Below are 14,928 nucleotides of genomic sequence, written 5' to 3'. Positions count from 1 at the left end.
CAACTCGGCACCGACACCCCCGTCATCACCCTCGACGCCCGCCGCCGGGACAGCGCCAAGAGCGCCCTCATCACCCTCGTCGAACACGCCCTGCTGGCTCGACTGCGGTGACCCAGGCACAGGTGGCCCGTCGGACTTCACACGAAGTCCGACGGGCCACGGGCGTTCCGGGGGCGGGTTACTCGGCGGGCTCCAGGCCGGCCCGGATCAGGCCGTAGGTGTACGCGTCCTCCAGCGCCAGCCAGGAGGCGGCGACCACGTTGTCGGCCACGCCCACCGTCGACCAGGTGGCGGCGCCGTCGGTGGACTCGATCAGCACCCGGGTCTTGGACCCGGTGCCGTGCTGGCCCTCCAGGATGCGGACCTTGTAGTCCACCAGCTCGAAGGTGGCCAGCGGCGGGTAGATGCCCTCCAGGGCCGTGCGCAGCGCCTGGTCCAGCGCGTTGACCGGGCCGTTGCCCTCGCCGGTGGCGATCCGGCGCTCGCCCTTGGCCCACAGCTTGACGGTGGCCTCGTTGCCCGTGAAGCCCTTCGGGCCCTGTTCGCTGATGGTCCGCCAGGACTCCAGGGTGTAGAAGCGGTCCCGGCTGCCGCGCACCTCGTCGCGCAACAGCAGCTCGAAGGAGGCGTCGGCGGACTCGTAGGTGTAGCCGAGGTTCTCCTGCTGCTTCACCTTGGCCACCACCCGGCCGGCCAGGTCCCGGTCGCTGGAGAGGTCGTAGCCGAGCTCCCTGCCCTTGAGCTCGACGGAGGCCCGGCCGGCCATGTCGGAGACCAGCATCCGCATGGTGTTGCCGACCCGCTCCGGGTCGATGTGCTGGTACAGGTCCGGGTCGACCTTGATCGCGGAGGCGTGCAGGCCCGCCTTGTGGGCGAAGGCCGAGAAGCCGACGTACGGCTGGTGGGTGGAGGGGGTCAGGTTGACCAGCTCGGCGATCGCGTGCGAGATCCGGGTCATCTCGGCCAGCCGGCCCGCGGGCAGCACCCGGCGGTCGTACTTGGTCTCCAGCGCGCCGACCACCGGGAACAGGTTGGCGTTGCCGACCCGCTCGCCGTATCCGTTGGCGGTGCACTGCACGTGGGTCGCGCCGGCGTCCACCGCGGCCAGGGTGTTGGCCACCGCGCAGCCGGTGTCGTCCTGGGCGTGGATGCCGAGCCGGGCACCCGTCCTGGCCAGCACGTCGGCGACGGTCTCCCGGACGCCGGCCGGCAGCATCCCGCCGTTGGTGTCGCAGAGCACCACCACGTCCGCGCCGGCCTCGTGCGCGGTGCGGACCACCGACACGGCGTACTCGGGGTTCGCCTTGTAGCCGTCGAAGAAGTGCTCGCAGTCGATGAACACCCGCCGGCCCTGGGAGCGCAGGAACTCGACGCTGTCCCGGACCATCTCCAGGTTCTCGTCCAGGGTGGTGCGCAGCGCGAGCTCCACGTGCCGGTCGTGCGCCTTGGCCACCAGGGTGATCACCGGGGCGCCGGAGGCGACCAGTGCGGCCAGCTGCGGGTCCTCCGCCGCCTTGCCGCCGGCCCGGCGGGTGGCGCCGAAGGCGACCAGCCGGGCGTGCTCCAGCTCCAGCTCCAGCTCGGTGGCGGCGCGGGCGAAGAACTCGGTGTCGCGCGGGTTGGCCCCGGGCCAGCCGCCCTCGATGAAGCCGACCCCGAACTCGTCCAGGTACCGGGCGATGGCGAGCTTGTCCGCCACCGTCAGGTTGATGCCCTCCCGCTGTGCTCCGTCGCGCAGCGTGGTGTCGAACACGTGGAAACTGTCGTCGGTACGGGTGACCTCGGTCATGACCCCTGGTTCTCCGTTTCGGGGAGGTAGGTACTGCTCTGCCGGACTTGTCCCGGCTCCACTGTCCATGATCCCGCGCGCGGTCCCGGTGTCCCCGGGCCCCTTGTGAGGGCCCTCGGCCGGTCCGGGGGAAACAAAAAGACCCCTCGCGGGTGCGAGAGGTCTGCGCGCGGGTCTGGACGCTCGTGGTCGCTCCGCATCGGTCGTGCGGGAAGCGGTCACTGCGGACCGGCGCGCCTGCTGCCAATAATCAGCGAAAGCGAGGACACGCCCGCAGTCTGGCACAGCCGCCCGGCATCCGGCCCGTCCGTCTCGCGATGCGGGACGGACGGGCCGAGCCGGGCCGAACGGGGCCGGACGGGGCCGGACCGGGTGCGACGATCAGGCGATCTTGTGCAGCCAGTGGTGGGTGTCCGGGGTCTGGCCGCCCTGGATCGACAGCAGCGCCTTGCGCAGCTCCATGGTGACCGGGCCGGGCTCGCCGGCGCCGACCGTCCAGTCGGCGGCGGCGGACTTCACCGAGCCGACCGGGGTGATGACGGCGGCGGTGCCGCAGGCGAAGACCTCGGTGAGGGTGCCGTCGGCGTTGCCCTGCTGCCACTCGTCGGTGGAGATCCGGCGCTCCTCGACCGCGTAGCCGAGGTCGGTGGCCAGCTGGAGCAGCGAGTCACGGGTGATGCCGGGCAGCAGCGCGCCGGACAGCTCCGGGGTGACGATCTTGGCGTCCCTGCCCTCGCCGAAGACGAAGTACAGGTTCATGCCGCCCATCTCTTCGACCCACCGGTGCTCGGCGGCGTCGAGCCAGACCACCTGGTCGCAGCCCTTCTCGGCGGCCTGGGCCTGGGCGACCAGCGAGGCCGCGTAGTTGCCCGCGCACTTCGCGGCGCCGGTGCCGCCGGGGGCGGCCCGGACGTACTCCTTGGACAGCCAGACCGAGACCGGCTTGATGCCGCCCTGGAAGTAGGCGCCGGCCGGCGAGGCGATGATCATGAAGAGGTAGGAGTTGGCCGGGCGGACGCCCAGGCCGACCTCGGTGGCGAACATGAACGGCCGCAGGTAGAGGCTCTGCTCCGGCTCGTTCGGCACCCAGTCCTGCTCCTGGCGGACCAGCAGCTCGACGGCCTCGACGAAGGTCTCCACCGGCAGCTCGGGCATGGCCAGGCGGCGGGCCGAGGCCTGGAAGCGGGCGGCGTTGGCCTCCGGGCGGAAGGTGGCGATGGAGCCGTCGGCCTGGCGGTAGGCCTTCAGGCCCTCGAAGATCGCCTGGCCGTAGTGCAGGGTCATGTTCGCCGGGTCGATCTCCAGCGGCGCGTACGGCGCCAGCTGGGCGTCGTGCCAGCCCACGCCCTCGGTCCAGCGGATGGTGACCATGTGGTCGGTGAAGACCCGGCCGAAGCCGGGGTTGGCCAGCCGGGCCTCGCGCTCCGCCGCGGGCAGGGGCTGGGCGGAGGGCTTGAGGTCGAACGTGATGGGCGCCTGGGTGGCCGTGCTCATGGCTGTTTCCTTCACCGTGGGGTTGGTCCGGGCCGCCACCGCTGCAGATACGTTTCGGCGAAAGTCGCCGAAACGGACGCACAACGGCACGACCCACTGTCGATACTCGCATCCAGGGGGCCGTGCCGAACAGCTGTCCGCCCGTTTTCGAGGGCGGCAAGCTGCGGTTGTGCGGTCCGGCCCGCCGGGCCGGAAACCTTGTCGGATCCGGCCCGTCAGCCGGAACTCCGCTCTCGGATCCGGCCCGTCAGCCGGATACTCGGGCGGCGAGCGCGTCGCCGACCTGGGAGGTGCTGCGGGCGTCGGAGCGCTCGGAGAGGTCCGCCGCGACGGCGGCCTCGACCTTGGCGGCCTCGGCGGCGAAGCCGAGGTGCTCCAGCAGCATCGCGACCGACAGCACGGTGGCGGTCGGGTCGGCCTTGCCCTGGCCGGCGATGTCCGGCGCCGAGCCGTGCACCGGCTCGAACATGGACGGGAACTCGCCGCTCGGGTTGATGTTGCCGCTCGCGGCCAGGCCGATCCCGCCGGTGACGGCGGCGGCCAGGTCGGTCAGGATGTCGCCGAACAGGTTGTCGGTGACGATGACGTCGAACCGCTCGGGCTGGGTGACGAAGAAGATGGTCGCCGCGTCGACGTGCAGGTAGTCGGTGGTGACCTCGGGGAACTCCCTGCCGACCTCGGCGAAGATCCGCGTCCACAGGTGCCCGGCGTGCACCAGCACGTTGTTCTTGTGCACCAGGGTGAGCTTCTTGCGCGGCCGCGCCTGCGCCCGGCGGTAGGCGTCGCGCACCACGCGCTCGATGCCGTACGCGGTGTTCAGGCTGACCTCGGTGGCCACCTCCTGCGGCGTCCCGGTGCGCAGCGTGCCGCCGTTGCCGACGTACGGGCCCTCGGTTCCCTCGCGGACGACCACGAAGTCGATCTCCGGCTGACCGCCCAGCGGGGACTGCACCCCGGGGAAGAGCCGGCCCGGCCGCAGGTTGATGTGGTGGTCGAAGGCGAACCGCAGCTTGAGCAGCAGCCCCCGCTCCAGCACGCCCGAGGGAACGCTCGGGTCACCGATGGCGCCCAGCAGGATCGCGTCGTGCGACTTCAGCTCCGCCAGCACGTCGTCCGGCAGCGTCTCGCCGGTCCGGTGGTAGCGCCGGGCCCCGAGGTCGTACTCGGTGGTCTCCAGCTTCACGTCGGCGGGAAGCGCGGCACCCAGGACCTTGAGGCCTTCGGCCACCACTTCCTGGCCGATGCCGTCACCGGGGACAACTGCGAGACGAATGGTGCGAGACATGCTCGGACCCTACTCCGCCGTCCCAGGTTCTGACATCTGGCGTCCACCATGCGGACGGTCAGGTCAGGTCGATCTCGATCTCGAACGGCTGATCGACCTTCAGCTGCTTGTGATAGATCCCCGCAACCACATAGCCGCGCGTGGAGGGATCGAGTTCATAGACATAGACGACCGGTTTTTCGTCGTCGTCGCTCTCCACCCGCCAGAAATGCCTGATCCCCGCAGCCGCGTACTTTCGAGGCTTGGTGTCCCGGTCACGCTCCTCGGACTCCTCGGAGACGACCTCGACCGCCAGCAGCACATACTCCGCATCGCAGAAGGTCTGCTTCGGGCCGGTGACTCCTCGCTCGTCGACCACGAGGAGATCCGGCTCCGGACGGTTCCGCCGATCCAACCGCACCGTCATCTCCCGCCAGACGTCCCACCCCTCCGGCACGGCACCTTCCAGGGCGCGTTCCAGCCTACGGAGGGTGCGCATGTGAAACGCGGTCTGCGGACTCACGAAGATCAGGCTCCCGTCGAGCAGCTCGGTGTGCGGCGGGAGATCAGGCAGCCGGTCAAGATCCTCTGCGGTGTAGCCACCAGCAGGAGGCCGAATCCAGTCGGGGTACGGCGCGATGCTCATGGTTCCTCCCATACGGGCATCCTGACGGCCCTCTCAGGCTACTCGGCAAAGCTTCCTGGGGCGCCACTCCTTCGAGGGAGCGCGGGTGGCGCGAGGTGCGCCGGGGGCGTGCTTAGGGTGGCGGGGTTCGGCAGTGGTCTGGTGGAACGGGGTGCGGATGGGCGAGCGGCGGCGGGAGGTGCTGGTCTGCGGGGGTGCGGCGGGGCTGGCGATGGGCGGGTACGGGCTGGCGACGGCGGCGCGCGGGCAGTGGCCGGCCGGTGCGGAGGCGGTCGCCGTCCCGTACCACGCGCACCTGTGGGACCTGCTGCACGGGCAGGCCGCCGGAGACCTGCTGGTCAACTGGAACAGCGGCTACGGCGCCCCGTTCCTGGCGGACTTCTTCGCCTACCTGATGAATCCGTTCTCCTGGCCCACCGCGCTCCTCCCCCGCGACCAGGGCCGGCTCGCCGTCCTGCTGGTCACCCTGGCCACCATCGGCCTCGGCACCGCCCTGATGACCCGGCTGCTCGGCCGTCTGCACCCCGGCCCGCGCCGGCTGCGGGCGCTCGCCGCCGTCGGGTACGGGCTGTGCGCCTGGGTGCTGGACGTCGGCGGGGCCGCCCCGATGTGGCTCTGGGGCCTGGTCTCGCTGCCCCTGCTCGGCCTGGCCGCCGACTGGTGCCTGCGCGAGCGGCACTGGGTGGCCGGCGCGCTGTGCGTCGCGCTCGCCTGGGCGGGCAACCTGTACACCGCCGCGCCGGCCACCCTGGCGGCCGGACTCCTGTTCGCCGTCCGGCTGTTCGCCGCCCCGCGCCCGTTCCGCCGCCGGGTCCGGGCCATCGGCCGGGCCGTCACCACGGCCACCGCCGGGGTGCTGCTCGCCTCCCCCGTGCTGTTCGTCGCGGTCCTGGCCGCCCGCCGGGCCCAGCCGGAGTCCCCGGTCGAGCCGCTCGGCCCGTCCGGGGTCGGCGCCCACCTCGCCCGGCTGCTGCCCGCCACTCCCGGCGGGCAGCAGCTGCCGGACGTGGCGATCGGCGTCTTCGGGCTGCTGGTGGTGTGCGGGCTGCCGTTCAACCGGCGGGTGCGGCTGCGGGAGCGCGCCTTCTGGTGCGCGGCGCTGGCGGTGGTGGCGGTCGGCTTCGTGTGGACCCCGACCGTGCTGGTCTGGCACGGCCTGGCGATCCCGGTCGGCGGGCCGTACCGGGTGGCCTTCGTGCTCAGCGGGCTGCTGGTGCTGGCCGGCTGGGTCTCGCTGGCGCACCGCCCGGACCGGCTCACCATGCTGGGCGGCGCCGCCGTGGTGGCGGTGATCGCCGGCCTGGCGGCGGGCCGGCACGCGGTGCGCCCCGCCACCTGGGTGCTGCTGGGCGCCGGCGTGGCCGTCCTGTCGGCCGCGCTGTGGCTGCTGGACCGCCGGCACCCCGACCGCCGGGCGAACACCCTCGCCACCTGGGTGATCGGCGGCGCGGTGCTGGGCAACGCGGTCTGGTCCGGGTACGCGGCGCTCGGCGCGGCCCCCTCCGACCGCGTCTCCCCGGCGGCCGTCCGGGCCGGGCACGCGGCGCTGCGCGCGGCCGCGGACTGGCCGCAGGGCCGCAGCGACCCCGGCCCGCACGCCTTCACCCCCAACGACCCGCTGCTGCTGAACGGCCAGGGCGGCGGCTACTACAGCAGCTACCTGCCGACCGTCACCGCCCTGCTGCTGCACGACCTCGGTGCGGGCTGGACGGCCGGTGGACGGCAGACCGCGAGCGTCACCGACCCGGTCGGACAGGCGCTGTTCGGCATCCGCACCCACCTCGACGACACCCACCCCGATGGCGCTCACCCCGACGGCGCCGAGCCCGGCGCGTCGCCGCGCGCCCTCACCCCCGTCCGGGCGGCCGCACCGCCGCTGGTCACCGTGCTGCCCCCGGGCGCCCGGCCGGAGACCTCCTCGGTCTGGTCCCGGCAGGAGTCGCTGCTCGGCAGCCAGGTGTACGACGCCCCGCTGCCCGTCCCGGCGGGCGGGCCGACGCCCACCCTGCACGGCACCAGCGGCTGGTCGGTGCCGAGCGGAGAGGAGGGCACCGTGTTCACCGCCGCCTGCACCCCGGGCGGGACGGCCTACTTCCACGGGGTCTGGTACCGGGGCACGGTCAGCGGCCTCGGCACCCGGTACCGCAGCGACGGCGAGCAGCCCACCACCGCCGTGCCGATCCACCGGCTGGGGACCGTCCCGGCGGACGGGGTGGTGCGGGTGACACTGCGGTCGGACGTGGTGAGCCAGGTCCCCGCCCGCCCGATCGGCTGTCTGCGGGCCGGCGCCCTGGAGGCCGCCGTCGCCCGTCTCACCGCGACCGGCGCCACCCGGGTGGAGGCCGGCGGGCACACCCTCACCGCGGCCCTCCCGGCGGGTTCCACCGGCACCGCGCTGCTCTCCGTCCCCGCCACCGAGGGCTGGACCTGCGCGGTGGACGGCGGCCGCCGCACCGCCCCCACCTCCGTGCTCGGCATGATCGGCGTCCCCCTGGGCGACGGCGCGTCCCGCATCGACTGTGCCTTCCGCCCGCCCGGCCTCACCGAGGGCCTCGCCGTCACCTCCGCCACCGCCGCCGTCCTCGTCCTGGTGGCCGTCTTCGCCCGGCTCTCCCGCCGCCCCGCCCCCGTCCCGCGCCTCGACCGCCGCCGCGTGGCGCAGACCGCCGGAACGTGACGGGGGCGGCCCACCGGTCTCCCGGTGGGCCGCCCCGCTGCCCGGTGGTCACGGCAGGTCGAGCACCTGGGCCCGCCGGTCGGCCCGGTTGCGGTGGTACAGCAGCAGGAGCCGCGAGGTGTCGCCCTGCGCCCGGTGCACGTCCAGGACGGTGCCCGGGCCCGCCGGGGCCGACACCGCGGCGGGCCCGGTGAGGCCGGCCCGTACGGTGAGCGCCGGGTGCAGGACGTCCAGCGGGACGGACGGGCTGGTGCCGCTCAGCCCGATGGCGGAGAGGGCCTCGGCCGCGTCCGGCGTACCGCCCCCGGCGTAGCCGGTCCAGACGCCGTAGCGGACGGTGCTGTGCCCGGGCGCGACGCCGGGCAGGGCGCTCAGCCGCACGGGCAGCACCAGGACGTCGCTGTCCAGCAGCCCGGTGTCGGTGTCGCCCCAGTGGGCGTTGAGCGGCTGGACGTCCAGTTCGGCGCCGGTGCGGGCGTCCAGGGCGCGGGAGACCAGGACGTCGCCGCCGCGCAGCCGGTCGGCCTTGAGGATGACGTCGGTGCTGCCGTCGCCGTCGGTGTCCAGCGCCACCCGCACCCCGTACAGCCCCACCGGGGTGGCCGCGGGCGCCCACAACTGCGCCCCCACGTACAGCAGTTCGGAGTCGACGGCGGCACCGGCCGCGCGCAGGCCGGCGGACCGCTCGCCGGGATGCTCGACGCAGACCTCCTGCGCCGGGTCGGCCTCCTCCCGTGCGCCCTCGGGCCGGATGCCCGCACCCGGCGCGACCGTCGCACCGCTGCCGCCGGGCGGGCAGTCGGGCCAGCGGACCCCCACGCCGCCGAGTGCGAAGGCACTGACCAGCCCGGGTTGTTCGCCGGGCGCGGCCCGGCCGCCGAGGGTGACCAGGGTGCCGTCCCGGGCGGTGCGGATCGCGGCCGTCGCCGTGAGGTCGCCGGTCGGCTGCGGGGCGGCCAGCACCGGGACCCGCAGCTGCGGCAGCCGAGCGTCCCCGACCGGTGTGAGCAGCACCCGGCCGGAGAGCTCGCCCCGGTAGCTGCGGGCCCGGTCGCCCTGCACGGTGGCGATGGTCGGGTCGGGCGCACGCCCCAGCTCCCCGGGCACGGACAGCGTCACCCGCACCCGCGCGGTACCGCCCGCCGGGACGTCCACCCGGGCCGGCGTCACCTGGTACGAGGCGCCCGGGACTTCGGTGGCCGCCGCGTACGAGGTGCGGTAGGCCAGCGGTGCGTCCGAGGTGTTGCGCACCTCGATCTCGCGGGTCGCCTCCGTCGGCCCGGCGACCTCGACCGGCCCGAAGGAGACCCCGACGCCGCCCTCCACGGCGCCCTCCCCCGCCGCGTAGGCGACGGCGGGGGTGCGGACCGCCCGGTCCACCCGGACCCGCCCGGCCCCGGTGCGCTCGGGCCCGTAGACCGGCCCGCTGCGGTCGTCGCCGAGGAAGGTGTCCACGGTGGTGTTCATCAGCGCGGCCTTGACCTGCTCGACCGGCCAGTCCGGGTGTGCGGCGCGGACCAGCGCGGCGAGCCCGGCCACGTGCGGGGTGGCCATCGAGGTGCCGCTCTCGCGTTGACCGCCGGTGCCGCTGCCGACCAGCGAGGACCAGATGCTCTCGCCGGGGGCCGCCAGGTCGGGCTTGACCACGCCCGGCACGCCGATGCCGCGCGAGGTGAAGTCGGTCAGGGTGTCGACCCGGGCCGGCTGGTCCTGCGCAACGGAGCCGTGCAGCGTGTTGCCGGGCGCGGCGAGCCGGACCTGCACCGGCCCGGCCGCCGCGGCCTGACGCAGCCGCTCGCCGTCGGCGTGCGCCAGCAGCGCGGCCGGGATGCGGTCGTCGCCGGAGATCTCGGCGAGGTGGTCGGAGTCGGCGGCGTACAGCGCCCCGATCGCGCCCGCGTCGGCGGCGTGGTCGGCGCGCGGCCCGGAGTTGCAGGCCCGGTCGGCGTCCCGGGTGCGCCAGGCGAGCAGCACGATCCGCCCCTTCAGCCGCTGCCTGTCGGCCTCGCTGAAGTCGGTGCAGCCGTCCGACTGGTCGGCGGGCAGGGCGAGTTCGCCGCTGACGTCGGCCGTCGACCAGCCCTGGTAGCGCTCGCTCCAGTGCGCCGGGACGACCCCGGCCTGCGCGGCGGGGGCGAGCACGGTGATGCCGTCCACGTCGGCGTGCCCGTGCACTGAGGCGGCGACGGTGATCGCCCGGGCGGCGGTGCCGGGGCTGCCGCCGATGCCGTACACGTCGCCGTCGTTGCCCGCCGCCGCGACGACGACGGTGCCCAGCGCGGCGAGCCGGTCGACGGCCAGGGCGTCGGTGTCGTCGGTGCTGCCGAAGTGGCTGCCGAGCGAGAGGTTGACGACGTCCAGCCGGTCGCTCAGGTCGCCGTCCCCGTTCGGGTCGGCGGCCAGGTCGAGCGCCTCGGTGACCCGGTCGGTGGAACCGTCGCAGCCGAACACCCGGATCGCGTACAGCTGCGCGTCCAGGGCGGTTCCGGGGCCGATCCGGAAGCCGGCCGGGTCGAGCCCGGGCCCGTACGGACCGGTGTACGGGCGGCCGTCGGCGGTGACGCCGTACCCGGCCGCGGTGCCGGCCACGTGGGTGCCGTGCCCGTTGCGCACGCAGTCGATCGGGTTGTCGCCGGGGTGCGGCACCGGCTGGTGGTGCGGGGAGGCAGGGTCGGGGTCGTAGTCGTCGCCGACCAGGTCCTTGCCGCCGACCACCTTGGCGTTCGGGAACAGCGCGGGCGGCGCCGGCTTGCCGCGCTCGACCGAGCGGAACGCCTCCTCGGTGCCGGGGCCGCCGAAGTCGGCGTGGGTGTAGTCGATGCCGCTGTCGATGATCCCGATCCGCATGCCCCGGCCGGTGCCGGCCGCCGGGTCGCCGGCCCAGACCTGCGGGGCGCCGGTCAGCGGGACGGAGTGGGTGTTGTCGCGCCGCTTGGCGACGATCGGGTGGACGGCCCGGACGCCCGGCAGCGCCCGCAGCGCGGGCAGCCGGTCGGCGGGCGCGCTGACCGCGAGGCCGGCGAGCACGGTGCGGGTGCGGTAGAGCTCGCGGGCGGCGGGTGCCGTCCGGTGGACGGCACCCGCGAGCCGGTCGAGCGCGTCCCCGGCCCGGGCCCGCTGGGCCGCCCCGGCCTGCGCGGCCTCCCGGCGGACGGCCTCCGGGGAGCGCCGGGCCCGCCGGGCCCCGTCGGCGGCGCGCCACCAGGCGGAGCCGGCCGCCTCGGTGGTGAGTTCGAGCAGGACGGAGGCCGTTCGGCCCGGCCCCGGCGGTCCGGCGGCGGGTGGCCCCGCCGGTGGAGGTCCCGCGGTCGGCGGGCCGCCCGCCGCCGGGGTGGCGGCGAGGACGGCGCTTGCGGCCAGCAGGACCAGGGTGAGGCCGATCCGGGCGGCGGGTCGGCGGACGGGTGGCAGACGCACTGGGCCCTCTCCCCCGGCAGGGGGACTGATCCGCACTCCGTGTCGCTGACGTCCGCCCACGCGAACGTCGATCACCCCTCCGAGGGCCCCAAATTAGGATGATCGCGCCGACGGGGACGAGCAACTTCCCTCGGACGGAACGAGGTTGCACTCTACTGGGTGACGTCCCGCCAACCCGTACGGCCCATTCGGCGGATGAACGCCACCGGCAGCCCGGCCCGGAGGCCCGCTGTCCGGCGATGCCCGCTCAGCGCCGGCCTCTCAGTGATGGCCGGTCACGCCGCCGTTGTCCCGGCGGTCCAGCGAGCGCTGCAGGGCGGCGGAGGCGAAGGGGTTCCGCTCGGCGGCCCGGCGGCGGCGCGGGGCGCGCACGGGGGTGGCGGCGGGGGCGGAAGTGGCGTGGCGGTCGGCGGTCGGCGACATACCGGGCTCCTTGGAAGCGGCGCTGCGCGAACAGCGCGGGAGGGAGGAGGTGCCGCGCGCAGCACGCCCCGGGAAGGGCGGCGGCACGACGGGCGGGAGGGTATGCGCGGAGCAGGGATCGCCTGCTCGTGAAGGCGCACGCGTACACGGGCCGCGCGCCCTGGCTACAGGGGCGGCACACCGTACGGCGCTTCCACCGTACGGCCACGCCCCGGCCGTGTCTGCACGAATACTTGGATTTCCTAGTATCTGAGACGGGTGTCACCCGGCAGAACGCAGCAGGGCCCGGACCACCGTTCGAACGGCGGTCCGGGCCCTGTACGAGCCGGGAGGATCAGCCCAGGTCGACCGAGCGCGCGAAGCGGGCGCCGATCTCGGCGGCGATGGCCGACAGCACCTCCTGCGGGATCTCGGTGTCCACCGTGATGGAGGCCAGCGCGCTGCCGCCGTCGCGGGCGACCTGCATGCCGGCGATGTTGATGCCCGCGTCGCCGAGGTGGCGGCCGAGCACGCCGACCACGCCGGGGCGGTCCTCGTACTTGAAGAAGGCCATGTGGTCGGTGAGCGCCACGTCCACGTCGAAGGCGTCCACGCCGACGATCTTCTGGGTCTGCTTGGGGCCGGCCAGCGTGCCGGAGATGGCGATCTCCTCGCCGTTCCCGAGCGTGCCGCGGACGGTGATCACGTTGCGGTGCTCGGGGCTCTCGCTGGAGGTGGTCAGGCGGACCTCGACGCCGCGCTCCTGGGCGAACAGCGGGGCGTTGACGTAGGACACCGTCTCCGCCACCACGTCCTCGAACACGCCCTTCAGCGCGGACAGTTCGAGCACCTTCACGTCGTGCTGGGTGATCTCGCCGCGGACCTCGACGTCGAGGCGAACGGCCACCTCGCCGGCCAGCGCAGTGAAGATCCGGCCGAGCTTCTCGGCCAGCGGCAGGCCCGGGCGGACGTCCTCGGCGATCACGCCGCCCTGGACGTTCACCGCGTCCGGCACCAGCTCGCCGGCCAGCGCGAGGCGCACCGACCTGGCGACCGCGATGCCGGCCTTCTCCTGCGCCTCGTCGGTGGAGGCGCCCAGGTGCGGGGTGGCGACCACGTTGTCGAAGGCGAACAGCGGGGAGTCGGTGCACGGCTCCTTGGCGTAGACGTCGAGGCCGGCGCCGGCCACCCGGCCCTCGCGCAGGGCGCCGGCGAGCGCCTCCTCGTCCACGATGCCGCCGCGGGCGGCGTTCACGATGCGCACGGTCGGCTTGACCTTGTGCAGCGCCTCGTCGCCGATCAGGCCGATGGTCTCCGGGGTCTTGGGGAGGTGGACGGTGATGAAGTCCGAGACCTCCAGCAGCTCCTCCAGGGTGACCAGCTTGACGCCCATCTGCGCGGCGCGGGCGGCCTGGATGTAGGGGTCGTACGCGACGATCTTCATCCCGAACGCGGACATCCGCTGGGCGACCAGGACGCCGATCCGGCCGAGGCCGACCACGCCGAGGATCTTCTCGCTCAGCTCGACGCCGGTGTACTTGTTGCGCTTCCACTCGCCCTGCTTGAGCGCGGCGTTGGCCGGGGCGATGTTGCGGGCGACGGAGATCAGCAGACCGCAGGCGAGCTCGGCGGCGGTGACGATGTTGGAGGTCGGCGCGTTGACGACCATCACGCCGGCCTTGGTGGCGGCGGAGACGTCCACGTTGTCCAGGCCGACGCCGGCCCGGGCGACCACCTTGAGCCGACGGGCGGCGGCCAGCGCCTCGGCGTCGACCTTGGTGGCGGAGCGGATCAGGATCGCGTCGACGTCGGCGATCGCGGTGAGCAGCTCGGTGCGGTCGGCGCCGTTGCAGTGGCGGATCTCGAAGTCGGGGCCGAGGGCGTCGACGGTGGCGGGCGAAAGCTCTTCGGCGATCAGAACTACGGATTTGCTCACGACAGTGGGTCCTTAACTGTCCGGTTCCCCGGGCACGTGAGTGGCGTGGAGGGCGGGGAAGGTGGCATGCCGCGTAGGTAGACGCACGACGCTGTGGGCCTGACGCGCACTCGGAGTGTATCGACGGGCCGGGTTGCGGGCTGCTCCCGTCCGGCGAAATCACTCGGACGGGAGCAGCCTACTTGTACAAGCGCCGTACAAAATCGGACGCTGGCGGTTTCGGAGCCGGAAACGGCCCGGGGGGAGGTCAGGCCTTCTCGTTGACCCAGCTCATCAGCGAGCGCAGCTTCTTGCCGGTGGTCTCCAGCAGGTGGTTCTCGTCGGCCTTCTTGTACTCGTTGTACTTGGGCAGACCGGCCTTGTACTCGGCGATCCAGGTGTTGGCGAAGGTGCCGTCCTGGATCTCGGCGAGGACCTTCTTCATCTCGGCCTTGGTGGCGTCGGTGATGATCCGCGGGCCGGTGACGTAGTCGCCCCACTCGGCGGTCTCGGAGACCGACCAGCGCATCTTCTCCAGGCCGCCCTCGTACATCAGGTCGACGATGAGCTTCAGCTCGTGCAGGCACTCGAAGTAGGCGATCTCCGGCTGGTAGCCGGCCTCGACCAGGGTCTCGAAACCGGCCTTCACCAGGGCGGCGGTGCCACCGCACAGGACGGCCTGCTCGCCGAACAGGTCGGTCTCGGTCTCCTCGGTGAAGGTGGTCTTGATGACGCCGGCCTTGGTGGCGCCCAGGCCCTTGGCGTACGACAGCGCCAGCGCGAAGGCGTTGCCCGAGGCGTCCTGCTCGACCGCGACGATCGCGGGGACGCCGCGGCCCTCCTCGTACTGGCGGCGGACCAGGTGGCCCGGGCCCTTCGGGGCGACCATGCAGACGTCGACGTCCGCCGGGGGCTTGATGAAGCCGTAGCGGATGTTCAGGCCGTGGCCGAAGAACAGGGCGTCGCCGGCCTTCAGGTGCGGGGCGATGTCGGCCGCGTAGACGTCGGCCTGGATCGGGTCCGGGACCAGGATCATGATGACGTCGGCCTCGGCCGCGGCCTCGGCCGGGGTGACGACGCGCAGGCCGGCCTCCTCCGCCTTGGCGCGGGACGCGGACTCCGGCTTCAGGCCGACCCGGACGTCGGCGCCGGAGTCGCGCAGCGACAGCGCGTGGGCGTGGCCCTGGCTGCCGTAGCCGATGACCGCGACCTTGCGGCCCTGGATGATGGACAGGTCGGCGTCGTCTTCGTAGAACAGCTCGGCCACGGGGGCACATCTCCTTGCGTGATGGTTGCCGGGTACGCGGCACTTACCGTAATTCGT

General features: G+C 73.8%; 9 protein-coding genes and 1 pseudogene. 2 read left to right on the top strand and 8 right to left on the bottom strand.

Annotation, left to right across the window (positions count from 1 at the left end; translation table 11 throughout):
* Positions 1-111, top strand: a pseudogene (locus ACIRRH_RS06075) (ATP-binding protein); the annotation flags it as partial.
* Positions 112-178: 67 nt separating this feature from the next.
* Here the strand turns inward: ACIRRH_RS06075 and cimA are convergent.
* The 4 genes from cimA to ACIRRH_RS06055 form a co-directional block, all read right to left on the bottom strand.
* A complete protein-coding gene (gene cimA, locus ACIRRH_RS06070) occupies positions 179-1,789 on the bottom strand; it encodes a citramalate synthase (RefSeq protein WP_403062387.1) in 1,611 nt (536 codons plus the stop codon).
* Between the two features lie 381 nt (positions 1,790-2,170).
* The gene (locus ACIRRH_RS06065; protein ID WP_403062384.1) at positions 2,171-3,283 is read right to left on the bottom strand and encodes a branched-chain amino acid aminotransferase; all 1,113 of its coding nucleotides are present in this window, start codon (positions 3,281-3,283) and stop codon (positions 2,171-2,173) included.
* 247 nt (positions 3,284-3,530) lie between these two features.
* Positions 3,531-4,568, bottom strand: a complete 1,038-nt coding sequence (locus ACIRRH_RS06060; RefSeq protein ID WP_403062381.1) for a 3-isopropylmalate dehydrogenase — start codon at positions 4,566-4,568, stop codon at positions 3,531-3,533.
* Between the two features lie 58 nt (positions 4,569-4,626).
* The gene (locus tag ACIRRH_RS06055; protein ID WP_403062378.1) at positions 4,627-5,193 is read right to left on the bottom strand and encodes a Uma2 family endonuclease; all 567 of its coding nucleotides are present in this window, start codon (positions 5,191-5,193) and stop codon (positions 4,627-4,629) included.
* A gap of 133 nt (positions 5,194-5,326) precedes the next feature.
* Here ACIRRH_RS06055 and ACIRRH_RS06050 point away from each other — a divergent pair, with 133 nt between their 5' ends.
* Positions 5,327-7,870 carry a YfhO family protein gene (locus tag ACIRRH_RS06050; protein ID WP_403062376.1) on the top strand — a complete coding sequence of 848 codons (2,544 nt, stop codon included), beginning with the start codon at positions 5,327-5,329 and terminating at the stop codon, positions 7,868-7,870.
* Positions 7,871-7,918: 48 nt separating this feature from the next.
* On the opposite strand, the gene ACIRRH_RS06045 is transcribed toward ACIRRH_RS06050, so the two are convergent.
* From ACIRRH_RS06045 to ilvC, 4 genes are all read right to left on the bottom strand, one after another.
* The gene (locus tag ACIRRH_RS06045; RefSeq protein WP_403062373.1) at positions 7,919-11,287 is read right to left on the bottom strand and encodes a S8 family serine peptidase; all 3,369 of its coding nucleotides are present in this window, start codon (positions 11,285-11,287) and stop codon (positions 7,919-7,921) included.
* A 261-nt stretch (positions 11,288-11,548) separates the two neighbouring features.
* Entirely contained in the window at positions 11,549-11,710 is a 162-nt protein-coding gene (locus tag ACIRRH_RS06040; RefSeq protein ID WP_224282454.1) for a hypothetical protein, read from the bottom strand.
* A 334-nt stretch (positions 11,711-12,044) separates the two neighbouring features.
* On the bottom strand, positions 12,045-13,625 hold the full coding sequence (serA, locus tag ACIRRH_RS06035) for a phosphoglycerate dehydrogenase (protein WP_403062370.1): 1,581 nt from the start codon (positions 13,623-13,625) through the stop codon (positions 12,045-12,047).
* Positions 13,626-13,872: 247 nt separating this feature from the next.
* On the bottom strand, positions 13,873-14,871 hold the full coding sequence (ilvC, locus tag ACIRRH_RS06030) for a ketol-acid reductoisomerase (RefSeq protein ID WP_403062367.1): 999 nt from the start codon (positions 14,869-14,871) through the stop codon (positions 13,873-13,875).
* Between the last annotated feature and the right edge of the window lie 57 nt (positions 14,872-14,928).

It is taken from the genome of Kitasatospora sp. NPDC101235 (assembly GCF_044767505.1).
Taxonomy (GTDB): Bacteria; Actinomycetota; Actinomycetes; order Streptomycetales; family Streptomycetaceae; genus Kitasatospora.
The sequence above is the reverse complement of the archived record's forward strand: the minus strand, read 5'-3'. Positions and strand labels throughout refer to the sequence as shown.